The sequence below is a fragment of the Devosia sp. genome (assembly GCF_965229025.1).
In the GTDB taxonomy this organism is placed as follows: domain Bacteria; phylum Pseudomonadota; class Alphaproteobacteria; order Rhizobiales; family Devosiaceae; genus Devosia_A.
Window position 1 is genome coordinate 334,398 of the sequence record NZ_OZ245853.1, and the last position, 14,335, is coordinate 348,732.

14 protein-coding genes are annotated in these 14,335 nt (G+C 61.7%); 5 read left to right on the forward strand and 9 right to left on the reverse strand.

Annotated features, from left to right (window positions below; all coding sequences use genetic code 11):
* Together fliG and fliF are read right to left on the reverse strand one after the other, a co-directional pair.
* Positions 1-1,080, reverse strand: a complete 1,080-nt coding sequence (gene fliG, locus ACO06J_RS01680) for a flagellar motor switch protein FliG (protein WP_421758965.1) — start codon at positions 1,078-1,080, stop codon at positions 1-3.
* Between the two features lie 18 nt (positions 1,081-1,098).
* Entirely contained in the window at positions 1,099-2,793 is a 1,695-nt protein-coding gene (fliF, locus tag ACO06J_RS01685; protein ID WP_421758966.1) for a flagellar basal-body MS-ring/collar protein FliF, read from the reverse strand.
* Between the two features lie 129 nt (positions 2,794-2,922).
* Between fliF and ACO06J_RS01690 the strand changes: the two genes are divergently transcribed.
* Positions 2,923-3,549 (forward strand): glutathione S-transferase family protein, encoded by a 627-nt coding sequence (locus ACO06J_RS01690; RefSeq protein ID WP_421758967.1) that lies wholly within the window; start codon positions 2,923-2,925, stop codon positions 3,547-3,549.
* Positions 3,550-3,630: 81 nt separating this feature from the next.
* On the opposite strand, the gene ACO06J_RS01695 is transcribed toward ACO06J_RS01690, so the two are convergent.
* A complete protein-coding gene (locus tag ACO06J_RS01695) occupies positions 3,631-3,909 on the reverse strand; it encodes a DUF1153 domain-containing protein (protein ID WP_421758968.1) in 279 nt (92 codons plus the stop codon).
* Positions 3,910-4,124: 215 nt separating this feature from the next.
* Here ACO06J_RS01695 and ACO06J_RS01700 point away from each other — a divergent pair, with 215 nt between their 5' ends.
* A complete protein-coding gene (locus ACO06J_RS01700; RefSeq protein WP_421758969.1) occupies positions 4,125-4,676 on the forward strand; it encodes a pyridoxamine 5'-phosphate oxidase family protein in 552 nt (183 codons plus the stop codon).
* Between the two features lie 18 nt (positions 4,677-4,694).
* Here ACO06J_RS01700 and ACO06J_RS01705 read toward each other — a convergent pair whose 3' ends face one another.
* Together ACO06J_RS01705 and ACO06J_RS01710 are read right to left on the reverse strand one after the other, a co-directional pair.
* The gene (locus ACO06J_RS01705; protein ID WP_421758970.1) at positions 4,695-5,390 is read right to left on the reverse strand and encodes a flagellar hook assembly protein FlgD; all 696 of its coding nucleotides are present in this window, start codon (positions 5,388-5,390) and stop codon (positions 4,695-4,697) included.
* A 9-nt stretch (positions 5,391-5,399) separates the two neighbouring features.
* Positions 5,400-7,151: a flagellar hook-length control protein FliK gene (locus tag ACO06J_RS01710; RefSeq protein ID WP_421758971.1), complete on the reverse strand. Its 1,752-nt coding sequence runs from the start codon at positions 7,149-7,151 to the stop codon at positions 5,400-5,402.
* A 254-nt stretch (positions 7,152-7,405) separates the two neighbouring features.
* Between ACO06J_RS01710 and mnmA the strand changes: the two genes are divergently transcribed.
* Entirely contained in the window at positions 7,406-8,554 is a 1,149-nt protein-coding gene (gene mnmA, locus ACO06J_RS01715; RefSeq protein WP_421758972.1) for a tRNA 2-thiouridine(34) synthase MnmA, read from the forward strand.
* Here the strand turns inward: mnmA and ACO06J_RS01720 are convergent.
* The 4 genes from ACO06J_RS01720 to ACO06J_RS01735 all read right to left on the reverse strand — a co-directional run bounded on the left by ACO06J_RS01720 (position 8,517) and on the right by ACO06J_RS01735 (position 11,576).
* Positions 8,517-9,263 (reverse strand): hypothetical protein, encoded by a 747-nt coding sequence (locus ACO06J_RS01720; protein ID WP_421758973.1) that lies wholly within the window; start codon positions 9,261-9,263, stop codon positions 8,517-8,519. The genes mnmA and ACO06J_RS01720 overlap by 38 nt on opposite strands.
* Before the next feature lie 189 nt (positions 9,264-9,452).
* On the reverse strand, positions 9,453-10,142 hold the full coding sequence (locus ACO06J_RS01725; protein WP_421758974.1) for a hypothetical protein: 690 nt from the start codon (positions 10,140-10,142) through the stop codon (positions 9,453-9,455).
* Positions 10,139-11,026 carry an adenylyltransferase/cytidyltransferase family protein gene (locus tag ACO06J_RS01730; protein WP_421758975.1) on the reverse strand — a complete coding sequence of 296 codons (888 nt, stop codon included), beginning with the start codon at positions 11,024-11,026 and terminating at the stop codon, positions 10,139-10,141. The genes ACO06J_RS01725 and ACO06J_RS01730 overlap by 4 nt, the downstream gene beginning before the upstream one ends.
* Before the next feature lie 310 nt (positions 11,027-11,336).
* Positions 11,337-11,576, reverse strand: a complete 240-nt coding sequence (locus ACO06J_RS01735) for a hypothetical protein (protein ID WP_421758976.1) — start codon at positions 11,574-11,576, stop codon at positions 11,337-11,339.
* Between the two features lie 77 nt (positions 11,577-11,653).
* Here ACO06J_RS01735 and ACO06J_RS01740 point away from each other — a divergent pair, with 77 nt between their 5' ends.
* Both ACO06J_RS01740 and ACO06J_RS01745 read left to right on the forward strand, forming a co-directional pair.
* On the forward strand, positions 11,654-12,208 hold the full coding sequence (locus tag ACO06J_RS01740; protein ID WP_421758977.1) for an RNA polymerase sigma factor: 555 nt from the start codon (positions 11,654-11,656) through the stop codon (positions 12,206-12,208).
* Positions 12,209-12,216: 8 nt separating this feature from the next.
* On the forward strand, positions 12,217-14,307 hold the full coding sequence (locus ACO06J_RS01745) for a vWA domain-containing protein (RefSeq protein WP_421758978.1): 2,091 nt from the start codon (positions 12,217-12,219) through the stop codon (positions 14,305-14,307).
* Positions 14,308-14,335: the final 28 nt, after the last annotated feature.

Here is a 14,335-nt window from a genome sequence, read left to right on the forward strand (position 1 = left end):
TCAGCCGATCATCTGTTCGTCGGCCTTGCCCTTGGCGATGACGATTTCGCCCTTGGCAGCCAGATCCTTGGCGGTGGAGACCATCTTGGCCTGGGATTCGTCGACGTCCTTGAGACGGACCGGGCCCATGGACTCCATGTCGTCCTTGAGCATCTTGCCGGCGCGCGCCGACATGTTGGCAAAGAACGTTTCCTTGACGGTGTCGTTGGCGCCCTTGAGGGAGAGCGCCAGTTCCTTCTTGTCCATTTTCTGGACGAGGGTCTGGATGGCGGCCGCTTCGAGGCGGGCAAGATCCTCGAAGGTGAACATGAGCGCCTTGATGCGCTCGGCGGCCTCGCGGTTGCGCTCTTCGAGGGTGGTGATGAAGCGCGCTTCAGTCTGGCGGTCGAAGGAGTTGAAGATCTCCGCCATCTGTTCGTGGCTGTCGCGGCGCTTGGTGTGGCTCAGCGTCGACATGAACTCGGTGCGGAGTGTCGTCTCGATCTTTTCGAGGATCTCCTTCTGCACCGGGTCGAGTGACAGCATGCGCTGCACGACTTCCATCGCCAGCTCCTCGGGGAGCGAGGCCAGGACCTTGCTGGCATGGTCGGAGTCGATTTTGGACAGCACCACGGCGATGGTCTGCGGGTATTCGTTCTTCAGGTAGTTGGCGAGCACGTCCTCCTGAACGTTGGAGAGCTTCTCCCACATGTTGCGGCCGGCGGGCCCGCGGATCTCTTCCATGATGGCGTCGACGCGATCGGCCGGAAGGAAGGACAGGAGGAGACGTTCAGTGCTTTCGGAATTGCCCGAGATGTTGCCGTTGGACGAGACGGTGGTGACGAACTCAACGAGGAGCGAGTCCAGCATGTCCTGGGTGATCGGCCCGAGGCGGACCATGGCGCGCGACAGGGCGCGGATTTCCATTTCGTCCAGTTCCTGGAGGATCGGCTTGCCGAAATCGGGACCGAGCGCCAAGAGCAGCACGGCGGCCTTCTCGTCGCCCGCGAGCGCGCGCTGGTTGGCGCCGCCGTCGACAACGAGCTGCTTGCTGCCGCCGTTGGAGCCTTGCTGCGGGTTGAGTTGGGTTGCGACGGCCATTGGTTTCTGGTCCTACCTTCAGCTGGCCGCAGAGAGCCAGTCGCGCACGATCAGCGCGGCCTGCTTGGGGTTTTCGTCGACCAGATTGCCAACCGTCCGAAGCGTCTTTGCCTGCGCTTCGCCCATCGATTTGGCGCTGTCCATCCAGGCGGGAACGCGTTCGCCGTCGTCGTTCTGGGCGCCGGGCTGCAACTGGGTCATGGGGGAATGGACGCTTGCCGGGCCGAAATTGCCGGGGCCGGCCATGCCCGGATTGCTGATCTCGGCGCTCTGGGGCAGGGCGAGGATCTGCTTTTCGGGGCTCAGCACGCGCTTAAGCAGGGGGCGCAGCACGAAGAAGACGAGGGCCAGGGCGATGAGCAAGGTCACGGCCATTTCCGCGCCGTTCATCAGGTCGTCGCGGGTGAAGTCGAAGAGGCCTGGGGCGGCGGTGCCGGTGGTGGTATCGGGGCGGGAGGCGAACTGCAGGTTGGCGACCTGCACCTGGTCACCGCGCTTTTCGTCGTAGCCGATGGCCGATTTGACCAGCGAGGTGATCTGGTCGATTTCGGCCTGCTGCCGCGGCGCATAGGTGGAATTGCCGCTGGCATCGGTCGTGTAGACGCCATCGACGACGACAGCGACGGAGAGCCGCTTGACGCTGCCAGCTTCGGTAAGTTCGGTCTGGGTGACCTTGGAGATTTCGTAGTTGGTGGTTTCCTCGGTGGTCGAGGCCTGCTCGGAGGTGCCGCTGGCCGAGGTGCCAGCGCTGGCACTGGCGTTGGGCAGGTTGTTGGAGACGCTGACCTGGCCGCTGTCGCCGGGGCCGGTGGCGTTATTGGCGAGGTCGCGGGTCTGGGTGGAGCGGATCACCTGACCATTGGGATCGAAGGTTTCGGCGGTCTTGGTGACGCGGTTCATGTCGAGATCGACGCTCACCTGCACCCGGGCGCGGCCGGAGCCGACGATGTTGGCCAAGAGGTCTTCGACCCGGCTCTGGAGGCGGGTTTCGACGGCGGCAGTGCGCTCGTCATTTTCGCCTGCGGCCATCTCGTCAGGGCCATTGCCGGCGCCATTGGCGAGCAGGCGCCCGGTGTCATCGACCACCGACACGCGCATCGGGGTCAGGCCCTCGACGGCGGAGGCGACGAGGTGCTGGATGGCGCGGATTTCACCAGCCGAGAGTTCGCCGCGGACCGACAGGACGATCGAGGCGGTGGGATCTTTCTGCTCGCGGCTGAACAGGGCGCGCTCGGGGAGCACGAGGTGGACGCGGGCCGACTTGATGCGGGCGAGCGATGAGATGGTGCGGGCGAGCTCGCCTTCGAGGGCGCGCACATTGTTGATGTTCTGCACAAAGCTGGTGGCGCCAAGCGAGGACTGCTGGTCGAAGATTTCGTAGCCGACCTGGCCGCGGGTGGGCAGGCCGTTCTGGGCGAGCGACATGCGGGTGGCGGTGATCTGGTCACGCGGAATGACGATAGTGTCGCCATCGCCGCGCAGCTCATATGGGATGTTCTGGCTCTGCAGCTCGGTGACGATCGCCGAGGAGTCCTCAAGCGAAAGGCCGGTGTAGAGCGGCGCCATCGGTGGGGTGGAGGCGCGCATGATGAGGAAGGCAAAGAACCCGAGCATGAGTACGGCGATGACGGCCATGGCCGCGACGCGCGCCAATCCCAAGCGGTTGAATAACTGCAGCAAGCCGTTCACGCGGTAACCCGACCTATCGTCCATTCGGCTGCGCGACGCACACCGAGCCCATAGGCAAAAATTACCCAGTGGATGGTAAACAAGTTATTAACTTGCGGTCGCAGATTGCTAGAACCGGCAGAGATTGCCGCTTGCAGTTAAGGATTTATGAAATTGACACGCCTCAAGATTCTGGGCCGGACCACCTCGATCAACGTGCGCAAGGTGATGTGGACGGCGGACCTGATCGGCATCGCGTACGAACAGGAGGTTTGGGGGCTGCCGCATCGGGACCCAAGGGTGCCGGAGTTCCTTGCGCTCAACCCCAACGGATCGGTGCCGGTGATCATCGATGACGGGTTCGTGCTGTGGGAGAGCGGCGCCATCATGCGCTACCTCGCCGAGACCCGGAGCAGCGACCTGTTGCCGGCCAACCCGCGTGAACGGGCCCTGGTGGACCAATGGCTGACCTGGCAGGCGACCGAACTCAATCCGGCCTGGGTCTATGCGGTGCAGGCGCTGATCCGGAAGAACCCGGCATTCACCGATGAGGCGAGGATTGCGGACTCGATTGCCAAATGGGGCGCGGCGATGGGCATTGTCGAGGCGCAACTGGCCAAGGGGAACGGCTTCGTCGTTAACGGGAGAATGAGTTTGGCCGATATTGCGCTGGCACTCTCGTCGCACCGCTGGTTTTCGACGGTGACGGATGGTCCGGAACTGCCCGCGGTCGCAGCGCACTATGCGGCGATGCAGGCAACGGCTGCCGGGGCCAAGTATCTGGGAGAGGCGACGCCCTAGGGAGGAACGCCCAAAAACGCAAAGCCCGCCGCGGCGGACCGGGCGGGCATTTGGTTCTAGAGACGGCCCTTAGGGCGCGGCTCAGCCTTCTCGGTAGTGCTGGATCCAGGTGGTCCTCAGACCAGCAAGGCCATGCTTGTCAATCGCAGCCTGCCAGTTGAGGAACTCATCCACTGACAGGGTATAGCGCTGACAGGCTTCTTCAAGGCTGAGCAAGCCACCGCGAACTGCGGCGACAACCTCGGCTTTGCGACGAATTACCCACCGCCTGGTGTTACGCGGGGGCAGATCCGCTATTGTCAGCGGGCTCCCATCGGGGCCGATGACATACTTTACGCGGGGACGCATTTGGACGGTCATTGTACTCACTTACTCAACCTGACCACTTCGGAAACCCTAGCCCATCGCGCTTAAAAATCGGCTAAGACAAAGCTTACAAGGCGTTAAAACACCGAGTGTTGAGAGTGGCTTGGCGTTAAGGTCTGCTGGTGCGCCAGTGCGAGGCTGAGTCCATGGTCGAATAGATTGCGACAGTGGAGGCGGCTAGGGCACGACACAGCTTCAAGGAGTTGCGAATGGCCAAGGACTTTCCGGCACTCAATCCGCATCATCGCGAGTTCATCGCCAAGCAGCACTTCTTTTTCACCGCATCGGCAGCGGCCGGCACGCGCATCAACCTGTCGCCGCGTTCGACCGATATGTTCCGCGTGCTGGGGGACAATACAGCCTGCTATCTGGACCGTACCGGGAGTGGCAACGAGACGGCGGCGCACCTGAGGGCAGACGGGCGGCTGACCATCATGTTCTGTGCCGTGGAGGGGCCGCCGCTGATCCTGAGACTTTATGGCAAGGGGCGGGCGGTGGCGCGCGGGAGCGCGGACTACCAGGAGTTGCTGGGCGCGCAGTTCGCCGACACGGAGCCACTGGGAGCGCGGCAGATCATCGTGCTGGATTTCGACCTCGTGAAGACCTCATGCGGCTATGGCGTACCGCTGATGAGCTATGAGGGCGAGCGCGACACGATGGACCGCTGGGCCGAAGCCAAGGGGCCCGACGGGATCGTCGACTACTGGGCCGACAAGAACATGGTCAGCATGGACGGGCTGCCCACGGGGTTCGGAAAGTAGCGGTGGAGACTGCCCTCTCTAGACGCTGCTGCCGGTCCCCGTGCCGGTGCTGGTATCGGTCGCCGTCTTGGAGCGGACCGACAGAACGCTGGAAAGATTGACGCGGGCAGTGCCGATGATGAGCACAGGTTCGGAGCCGGTAAGGTCGATGCCGGTGACCTCGCCAGTCATTTCGGTGGCGACGTCGATGAGCTTGCCGTCGGAATCCCGCGCCTGGACCGAGATGGTGTACGAGCCGTCGGGCTTCTGGGTGCCGTCTGAGCCGAGGCCATCCCAGTTGAAGACGCTTTCGCCGGATTTGACCGAGCCCTGCTTGGTGAACACGGAGTTGCCCTTGGCGTCTTTGACCGTGACCGTAACGTCGGCGTCCTTGGCGATGGCAAAATGCCAGCTGGCGGAACCTTTGACCAGTTCGGACTTCACGCCAGAGGCACTGACCATCTTGCCAATATAGCCGACCGCCTGTGAATTGCTGGCGTTCTGGGTCGAGCTCATCATTGCGGCGAGGAAGTCGTTGGTCTTGAGCTGCTGCTCGACGCCAGTGAACTGCACCAGCTGCTGGGTGAACGCGTTGGTGTCGAGGGGATCGAGCGGATTCTGGTTCTTGAGCTGGGTAGTGAGGAGCTGCAGGAAGGTATCGAAATTGTCAGCGATACTCGCACGCGATCCGGTGAGGGAACTGGCGGAGTTGGACGCGACACTGCTGACGGACATGGCTGACTCCTACACGACCAAATTGACGCCGCTGGCAGAACTGGTGCCGCGGTAGAGACTGATGGGGGCTGCTTCTGCCGTGGCGTCGGCGGTAGTTAAATCGCCGAAGGGGCCGAAGCCCTGCTCGCCGCTGCTGCCGCCATTGCCACCCGGATTGCCGGCGAAGGGGTTCTGGCGCAGCGAGAATTCGAGGCTCGTCTTGCTGCCATCGAGCCCCGCCTGCTGCAGCGCCTGCTGCAGGGCGCGCTGATCGCGCTGCATGAGATCGAGCGTTTCGGGGCGCTCGACGAACATCCGGGCGTTGACCGTACCGTCCTTGTCGACATCGAGACGCACATCGATGCGGCCGAGCTCGGCGGGATCGAGGCGAATCTGGAAACGCGAATTGCCGGCCTGGACCTGCCGGGCGACCTCGAAGGCTACCTGGGGCAGGTTGATCTGCTGGACGGCTGCCTGGTAGGCGGCGTGGATGGCCCGGGTGCCCGCGACGACATTGGTCACCGCGACCTGGGAGGGGCTCGTGGCGGCGGCGTCCGGGGCGATGGTGTTGGCGTTAGCGGCGGCGGCCTTGTCGGCTTTATCGCTCTTTGTGGCGTCATGCGCAGTGCCTGACGCACTCGTAGCGTCGATGGTCTTCGCATCAGCTGGTTTGTCGGACTTGGCCGCATTTGTATCGAGTGCGGGCCCCGTGGGCGCCAGCGTGGTGTCTGCCGTCGAGTCTGCAGTGGCAGTGCCGGAAGTAGCAGTTGCGCCGACTTGGGCGGCGCTCTTGTCGACTTTGTTCGCCCCGCCTTTGGGTAGAACCGCAGTGGGCGCCGCGAGGACCGGAGCGGTGAAGACCGGCGCGGGCTTTTCCTTGCTGCTGGCTGGCGCGGCAAGCGCGTCGATCAGTTGGGTGAGCTCGGGGGCGGACTTGCCCGGCTCGGTACTGAGGCCGATCTTGGCGAGCAGATCGGTCGGCACCTTGCCTGACGAGAGCGCCTCGGCGACCGCCTTGAGCTTGTTAGCGAGATCGGGCGATTGCTGCTGCAGCTTGTCACCCAGATCCTCGACCAGTCGGGCGAGTGTATCGACAGGCGTTTCTGTTGCGGGTGCTGCAGCGACCGGCTCGGCTGTATCGATCGAAGCTGGGACAACGGCGCCGGTGTTGGCAGAAGCGCTCGTCTCGGCAGGGAAAATGTCACCAGTTGGATCGGCCGCTATTGGGGTGGCGGCTTCGGGGAGATCGGGTGTCTGTTGGATTGGGGGCGCCGGGGCGGTGTCACCGACGGGGAGCAGAGAGTCGCCGCTGGCTGCCGCAGCGATTACCGGAGCAAACGGCGTCTGCACGGGCTGAGGCAGGGTAATGCCGAGCAGGGCTGACAGGTCGTCTACTGTCTTCTGGAGCTTTTTTTCCAGCGTTGGGTCGACCGGCTTGCCATCGGCAAGCGCATCCTTGACCGCGATCAGCGCTTTACTGAAGGCGTTGAGCAGCGACTTTCCGGTTTCACTCTGCAAGGCGGGGGCGTTGCCGAGATCGGTGAGATCGATGGCGGGCAGCGCGGCGGTCTGGGGGACGCTGAAGGTAACGGGCGGCGTAACTGCAGCATCGGCAACTGGTTCAGTTGTCGGCGCTATCGCGGCGCCGACCAAAGCAAGAAAGGCGGCGAAGGGATTGCCGCCGTCGTCGGCGTTTGCATCAGCGGCGGGCGTGCTGGCGAGGCCGGCCGCGATGGCTGGCGTTGATGCCGGAGCAAATCCCACAGTTACCGTTGCTGACACGAAGGCCTCACGAGACACAGTTGTTCAGGAGGTGAGCTGCAAGTTGCGTGCCGGATGCATCAGGCTAGTTATTTCAATGAGTTACCAGTGGGCATCGACTCGGACCGCTAGGCAGCTTAGGTGCTCTTGGGCAAAAACTGCCGACCGAACCTGGCGGCGATCCCCCAGCGCAGGGAGACTGGCTTGCGCATTGGGGCTACTCCGCTCTATACCCGCGCCATCCGCTGGACCTTGAACCCTTCTGGATGTGAGAGATGATGAATTCGCTTGATTTGCCCAAGCGCCCTGAAGACACGCGCGTTGTTGTCGCGATGTCGGGGGGCGTTGATAGCTCCGTTGTTGCCGGCCTGCTCGCCCGCCAAGGGTATGATGTGGTCGGTGTTACCCTTCAACTTTACGATCACGGCGAAGCGACGCACCGCAAGGGCGCGTGCTGCGCTGGCCAGGACATTCATGATGCCCGACGGGTGGCCGCAGCGCTGAAGATTCCGCACTACGTGCTCGACTATGAAGAGCGCTTCAAGAAATCGGTGATGGAGCCGTTCGCCAATGCCTATAGGCAGGGCGAGACGCCGGTGCCATGCATCGCCTGCAACCAGAGCGTCAAGTTTGTGGACCTGATGGAAGTGGCGCGTGACCTCGGGGCCGATGTGCTGGCGACCGGGCACTATGTTCAAAGCAAGCTGGTCGACGGCAAGCGGCGGATGTTCCGGCCGGTTGATGCGTCGCGCGACCAGAGCTACTTCCTGTTTGCTACCACGGACGAGCAGCTTGATTTCCTGCGCTTTCCGCTGGGTGGGATGACCAAGCCGGCGGTGCGCGAACTGGCGCGCGAGTTTGGGCTGGAGATTGCTGAAAAGCACGACAGCCAGGACATCTGTTTTGTGCCGCAGGGCAAGTATGCCGATGTAATCCGCAAGATGCATCCCGAGGCCCTGGCAGGCGGGGAGATCGTGCATCTGGATGGCCGCGTACTTGGGCGGCACGAGGGGATCGTCAATTATACTGTTGGGCAGCGCAAGGGGCTCGGCGTGGCGGCGGGTGAGCCGCTTTATGTGGTCAAGCTGGAGCACAAGACGGGTCGGGTGATCGTCGGGCCGCGCGAGGCTCTGATGACCAAGACGGTGCGGTTACGGGATGTCAACTGGCTTGGGATCGAGCGGCTTGAGGCACTGGCGTCAGGCAATGGCGCGCCAATTGAAGTGAAGGTACGCTCGACGCGGCCACCGCAACAGGGTGCCATCCATATGCAGGATGGTGAGGTGTTCGTGACGCTGTTTGCTGGCGAATACGGGATTTCGCCCGGGCAGGCCTGCGTGTTCTACGCCGATGAGAGCGAGACCAGCGAAGTGCTCGGTGGCGGGTTTATCGCAGAGGCGGTGCCGCAGGCGCTGGTGGCGTAAGCGCTGCCAGCGCGGCGGTTTCAACCTCGCCAAGCGCTTCGAAGATTGCCTTGCGGTCGTCGAACTCGTGTGGGGCGATGAAGTGCTGGAATCCGAGGTCGATGGGCCACTCCTCCGGGATAGGTTCGCCGATTTGCGTCGCCCAGGCAAAATCGATCAACTTCAGGCGCCCATTGCTTACCACCACATTTCCGGCCTTGATGTCGTTGTGGCAACAGCCAGCGGTGCGCAGGTGGGCGATGATGGCCTCAGCCTGCTGCCGCCAGTCCTCAGGAAGGTTATAGATGTTGACGGGTTCGCCTTCGTAAGACGTTGCGATTGTTGCGTCTTTTACGCCAGCGAGACGCGCAACAACGGGGCCTCTCACCCTTCTCAACCAGTGGGCCTCTCGTTGTGCCAAGTGGGGGTGATAAAGACAGATCTTTGATACGATAGAATTATTGAGATTAACGCGTACTGTATTTTTCACAGATGTTTCGGAAACAATCTCCAATACTCTCCCTGATGCATGACGGAAGTGTAGCCGTAAACCAAAAGTAGTTTGATCAATTTCGTGAGAGTCTACAACTGCAACAACGGAAATCTTGGTTGGGTCAAAGTTCGAACCAAATGCATGAAGCGAGTGCGCTTCCAGTTCGGTCGTCGGCGCGAATTGTTGAAGAATATTGATCAATTGAGGGGACAAAGAGCGAATGGGACGAGCAGCCAAGGGTCAGACCTCAGGCGCCAATCGAGATTCACAACGGCCGTATCGTGATTTCCGCATGTCATTCCGTGCTGTGCGACATTCACAAATATGATATATTATCTCATAATTGCAAGTTAAGTGGACGGGTGGCCCTGAAGCACGAAAAGTCGAGGATAGTAACGGCGCTTGCTGGAAAGCCCCCCTGAGCAGCTAATTTGTAGACGACGTCGCTACTCTCATCGCGATGGAGCGATCCACGGCGTCTCGTTCGGCAGACTCGAGAGCGGCAAATATGGCGTGCCGGTCGTCGAACTGGTGGATGCCGAGACGGTGCTGGCGGCCGATGCCTTCGGGCCATTCGGGAGGGATGGGGTCTCCTGCGGCAGTGGCCCACCCGAAATCAAGCAGATACAGGCACCCGTCGAGAACCGTGAGGTTGTCGCATTTGATGTCGTTATGCCGGCAGGCGGCGGCGGCCAGCGAGGATAGGATGATCTCGGCCTGCTCACGCCAGTCTGAAGGGAGATTGTAGCGGCGGACCGGTTCGCCGACATAGGTGAGGCAGAGGGTCATATCTGTGGTGCTGATCAGCCTTGGCACAATGCCTGAAGTGGCCAGACGGTTGAGCCAGAAGATTTCGCGTTCCAGGATGCCGAATTCGCTGAAGCGGCCGACGGTCTTGGTGACAATGCCGGCTTTGAGGTCGAGATTGACCTGGCTGATCGCGAACTGGCTGAGATGGACGCAGTACATCACGCCTGTGGTGGGATCGGCGTAGGTCACCCGACGCGATCCAGATGCGGGTGGAGGCGTCTGATCGATGGGTTCGACGGCGACGACGCTGCCCGGCTCGACTGTCGCCAAATAGGATTGCAGGTGCAGGGGCAGAGCCGCGGTCATGGGCCCCGGCTGCCTGCCGTTAGTTCCGCGCGGAGGGATGTTGACGAGATGCCTGGCGTGCGGGGCAGGTAGTGAAGCTCGACGCCCCGGTAGTCCCGCACCTGTTCGAAGCGCGGGTGATTGATCCAATCGTCGCCGACGACAAGATGGGCGGCGCCGAACCGTTCGATGTCGAACTCCTTCTGGTCGAGCATGCGCTGGATGAAGACCTCACGGACGAAGGGCAGGGCGTGAATGGCAGCGGCGCGGGTTGCCTCGTCCTGGGAGGGTTGTTTGCCCTTAATGGCGCAGAGTTCGTCGGAAACGACCCCCACTACGAGGTGATCGCCGAGGGCAGCGGCGCGTTCCAGGAGGCGCAGGTGGCCCTGATGGAAGAGGTCCCAGGTGCCGTAGGTGAGGACAGTCACCTGCGGCAGGGGCTCGATACAGGCGTTATCGACGGGGCCAAGTTCCCAGTTCTTCTTTGGCGTTCGCCATTCGGGGCCGAAGCGCCAGGCCAGATAGTCTTCAACCGGCTGGGGGACGTTGACTTTCAGCGTGGCGTAGCCGGGCCAGCTCAGGGATTTCTTGTTGTCGATGAGATGGCGCGGTTTGCGGCGGTAGCCAAAGTCGTTGGCGTTGACATACCGGCCTTCGCTGACGCCGGAATAGAAGTAGTAGATGTCAAAGATGGTATTGTCGTTCTCGCGGTGAGCGAACGCCGTCTGCATTGGGCGTCCGTCCAGGTAGGTTTCGCGCATTAGGCGGAAGCCGTTTTGCGCGAACAGACGGACCAAGACTACAACCGCGTCAAAAGCGGCACGATTGTTTGTGAACTCCAGTCCGATGCGGACATCCACATCCGTGTCGCCGGGCAAAAAGTTCAGCTCACGAGCAAAGCCCAACGCTGTGCCAACTCCGATCCACCAGTTGGGGAGTCTGTTCGACGGGAAGTTCCGGGCATCGTTCAGGATCTTGGAGGCAACTCGCAGAGTTTCTCTGAGCCTTGTCGGTCCAAAGTCTTGAGCACGGAACCCAGCATTCCGGCGGATGAATAATCGTCCGATCCGTTCATTGACAATTTCGGGGGCCGAGGCGAGTAAATATCGCTCAGGACGCGCAAAACTCAGCGAGGGATGGTCTGCTCCAGATGCTGGTTGGGGCAAATCTGTCTTTAGCCTCTTGCTGCGTTTGATCCGCGGTGGAATTGCAGTCCTAGCTTGGCGGCTTTGCCTCGGTTGCAGCCTGCTTGAGCAGTTCGTAGTTGCCGAGGCCGCCCATTACAGAAGAAACGACGTACACAAGCACCAGCGCCCCCAGGATGAGGATGAGGATCCGTGCGGGATTAAGGCGCCACGGGCTGTCAGGTTTTGGGCTGTCAGGTTTTTCGTCCATTGCACCGGCATAGCGCCGCTCGGGCTGGCACTCAAAGAAAAAATCTTTGAAAGCCCCCAAGGAGGGCACCGTGGGGGGCGTCCTACGCCTATGATGCCAGCTGAAAGCCCATTTCGGTGCCACGGTCCCACGCTTTGATGCCGCAGTTTTACGACACAGGGGCGCTGCCCAAACAGGTTGCCGACGAGACGCTGATTGCGCGGGCGGTGGGCGGCGATCGCCTGGCATTTTCGCAACTGGTGGAGCGGCACTACGACTTCATTTTCCGCACCGCATGCAAGTGGAGCGGCAAGGTGTCGGATGCCGAGGACATCGCGCAGGACGTGTGCGTGAAGCTTGCCTCCATCCTCAAGAGCTTTGATGGGCGCAGTGCGTTCACCAGCTGGCTCTATCGCGTGACGCTGAATGCGGTGCGCGACATGCAGCGGGCGCGCAGCCGGCGCGGGCGGCATATCGACCGCTATGCCGAGGTGACGCCAGACGAATATCTGCCCGACCAGGAAGACTCGGCCGCGGCAAAGGAACTTTGGAATGCGGTACGGCAGCTTCCCGAACAGCAACGGGATGCAGTGCTGCTGATTTACGCGGAGGGGATGAGCCACGCCGAGGCAGGCGTGATCATGGGATGCAAGGAGGCTACGGTTTCCTGGCATGTCCACGAAGCAAAGAAGACCCTGAGGGGGCTGCTATGAGCAATGACATGAACGACGATGATTTCAAGGCGCTGAAGCAGAGCGCCATGCCCGCCCCATCCGAGGCAGCGCGCCATCGTGCGATCGAGGCGGCCATGCTGGCGTTTGACATTGACCAGCAGAATGCACGCGCCCCTGCCCAAGGAAATGCGCTGAGCCAGCGTCTGAGGTCCATGTTCTCCAATCTGGGAAGGAACTGGACCATGACTACCCGTCTCTCTTATGGCCTTGGTACGGCAGCGGTGGCGCTGCTGTTGCTGCCGCTTGGCTATCAACTTTACACATCCACCGCGATTACCCCGATCGGGGCTCCGCCCGTGGCGGTGACGGTGGATGCCGACAAGCCTGCATCTGCAGATGCGAAAATTGCACCGCAGCAAGTGGCGAAGTCGGATGATGCGCTGAAAACTGAGACCACCGAGGCGGCTCCGATGATGGACGCGCCGGTGGTAGCTGACACCGAAGTAGCGATTGGCGCTGCTGGAACGGCTGTGCCTGCAGCCCCGCTGAGCGGGACGGTGGAGCCAAAACTTCTGCAGCGTACGCTTACTGCGGGCCAGCCGAATGAGAGCGTGATGGCCGAATTTGCGCCATCGGGCGAAGCCGAAGCATTGGTGAGGCCGGCGCCGATGGATGGGGCCGTGGCGAACACGGTGCCGAGCGGCGATGAGTTCACCAGTTTTGTCGAGTCGCCGGTCAAGATCGTCAAGAACGAGCCGGTCTCGACGTTCTCGATCGATGTCGATACGGCCGCCTATTCTTATGTGCGCCGGGCGCTGACCGATGGCTGGGTGCCGGAGCCTGATGCGGTTCGCATCGAGGAGCTGATCAACTATTTCGACTATGCCTACCCGGCGCCGACGGATGCTACGACCCCGTTCAAGTCGACGGTTTCTGTGTATCCGACGCCCTGGAATGGCAAGACCGAGATCGTCCAGATCGGAATCAAGGGCTACGTGCCGCCGGTCACCGAGGATAAGGCCTCGAACCTGGTGTTCCTGATCGACACCTCGGGGTCGATGGATGAGCCGGACAAGCTGCCGCTGCTGAAGCGGGCATTTGCACTGCTGGTGGATCAACTGGGTGCCAATGACACGATTTCGATCGTCACTTATGCGGGGTCGGCCGGCGTGGTGCTGGAGCCGACCAGGGCGACGGAGAAAGCCAAGATCATCGGCGCGCTGGACAATCTCGCCGCTGGCGGATCGACCGCAGGCGCCGAGGGGATCGAACTGGCCTATCGGTTGGCTGAGCAGAACAAGGTGACCGATGGCGTCAACCGGGTGATCCTTGCGACCGATGGCGATTTCAATGTCGGCATTGAGGACCCAGAAGCGCTCAAGACTTTCATCAAGGGGAAGCGCGACGACGGCGTGTTCCTGTCGGTGCTGGGCTTTGGCCAGGGCAATCTGGGTGACGACACGATGCAGGCGCTGGCCCAGAACGGGAACGGCAATGCCAGCTATATCGACAGCTTCAAGGAAGCCCAGAAGGTGTTGGTCGAGGATGCCGGCGGCACTCTGGATACTATCGCCAAGGACGTGAAGATCCAGGTCGAGTTCAACCCTGCGGTGGTGAGCGAGTACCGGCTGATCGGCTATGAAACCCGAGCGCTGAACCGCGAGGATTTCAACAACGACAAGGTCGATGCCGGCGATATCGGGGCGGGAACGACCGTGACGGCGCTGTACGAGATTACGCCGGTTGGATCGGGCGGCGAACTCAACGATCCGCTCCGTTATGGCGATGCGGAAACGACGGCGGCCGGAAACGGCACGGAAATCGGCTTCCTCAAGATGCGCTACAAGCTGCCGGACGGGACGACCAGCAAACTGATCGAGCAGCCGATCGGAGCGGACCTCGCGGTCAAGGACCTCAGTGCGGCCTCAGACGATGCGCGGTTTGCCGCGGCGGTGGCGGCTTTCGGGCAGAAGCTCAAGGGTTCGAATTATGGCGAGATGAGCTGGGACGATATCCGCAAGCTCGCGCAGGGTGCGCGTGGCGCTGATGACAAGGGCTACCGTGCCGAGTTCATGCAGTTGATCGACATGGCCAAGGTTCTGGTCACGCCGAGCGTCACAAGTGTGACGCCCCAGTAAGCGGCGTCCAGGACTTTCTATTGTCGCG

Bases quoted from the DNA above. Each gene is read 5' to 3' on its own strand.
- fliG (WP_421758965.1), bottom strand. From the start codon at position 1,080: ATGGCCGTCGCAACCCAACTCAACCCGCAGCAAGGCTCCAACGGCGGC.
- fliF (WP_421758966.1), bottom strand. From the start codon at position 2,793: ATGGACGATAGGTCGGGTTACCGCGTGAACGGCTTGCTGCAGTTATTC.
- ACO06J_RS01695 (WP_421758968.1), bottom strand. From the start codon at position 3,909: ATGACCGTCCAAATGCGTCCCCGCGTAAAGTATGTCATCGGCCCCGAT.
- ACO06J_RS01700 (WP_421758969.1), top strand. From the start codon at position 4,125: ATGGCCAAGGACTTTCCGGCACTCAATCCGCATCATCGCGAGTTCATC.
- ACO06J_RS01705 (WP_421758970.1), bottom strand. From the start codon at position 5,390: ATGTCCGTCAGCAGTGTCGCGTCCAACTCCGCCAGTTCCCTCACCGGA.
- mnmA (WP_421758972.1), top strand. From the start codon at position 7,406: ATGATGAATTCGCTTGATTTGCCCAAGCGCCCTGAAGACACGCGCGTT.
- ACO06J_RS01725 (WP_421758974.1), bottom strand. From the start codon at position 10,142: ATGACCGCGGCTCTGCCCCTGCACCTGCAATCCTATTTGGCGACAGTC.
- ACO06J_RS01740 (WP_421758977.1), top strand. From the start codon at position 11,654: ATGCCGCAGTTTTACGACACAGGGGCGCTGCCCAAACAGGTTGCCGAC.
- ACO06J_RS01745 (WP_421758978.1), top strand. From the start codon at position 12,217: ATGAACGACGATGATTTCAAGGCGCTGAAGCAGAGCGCCATGCCCGCC.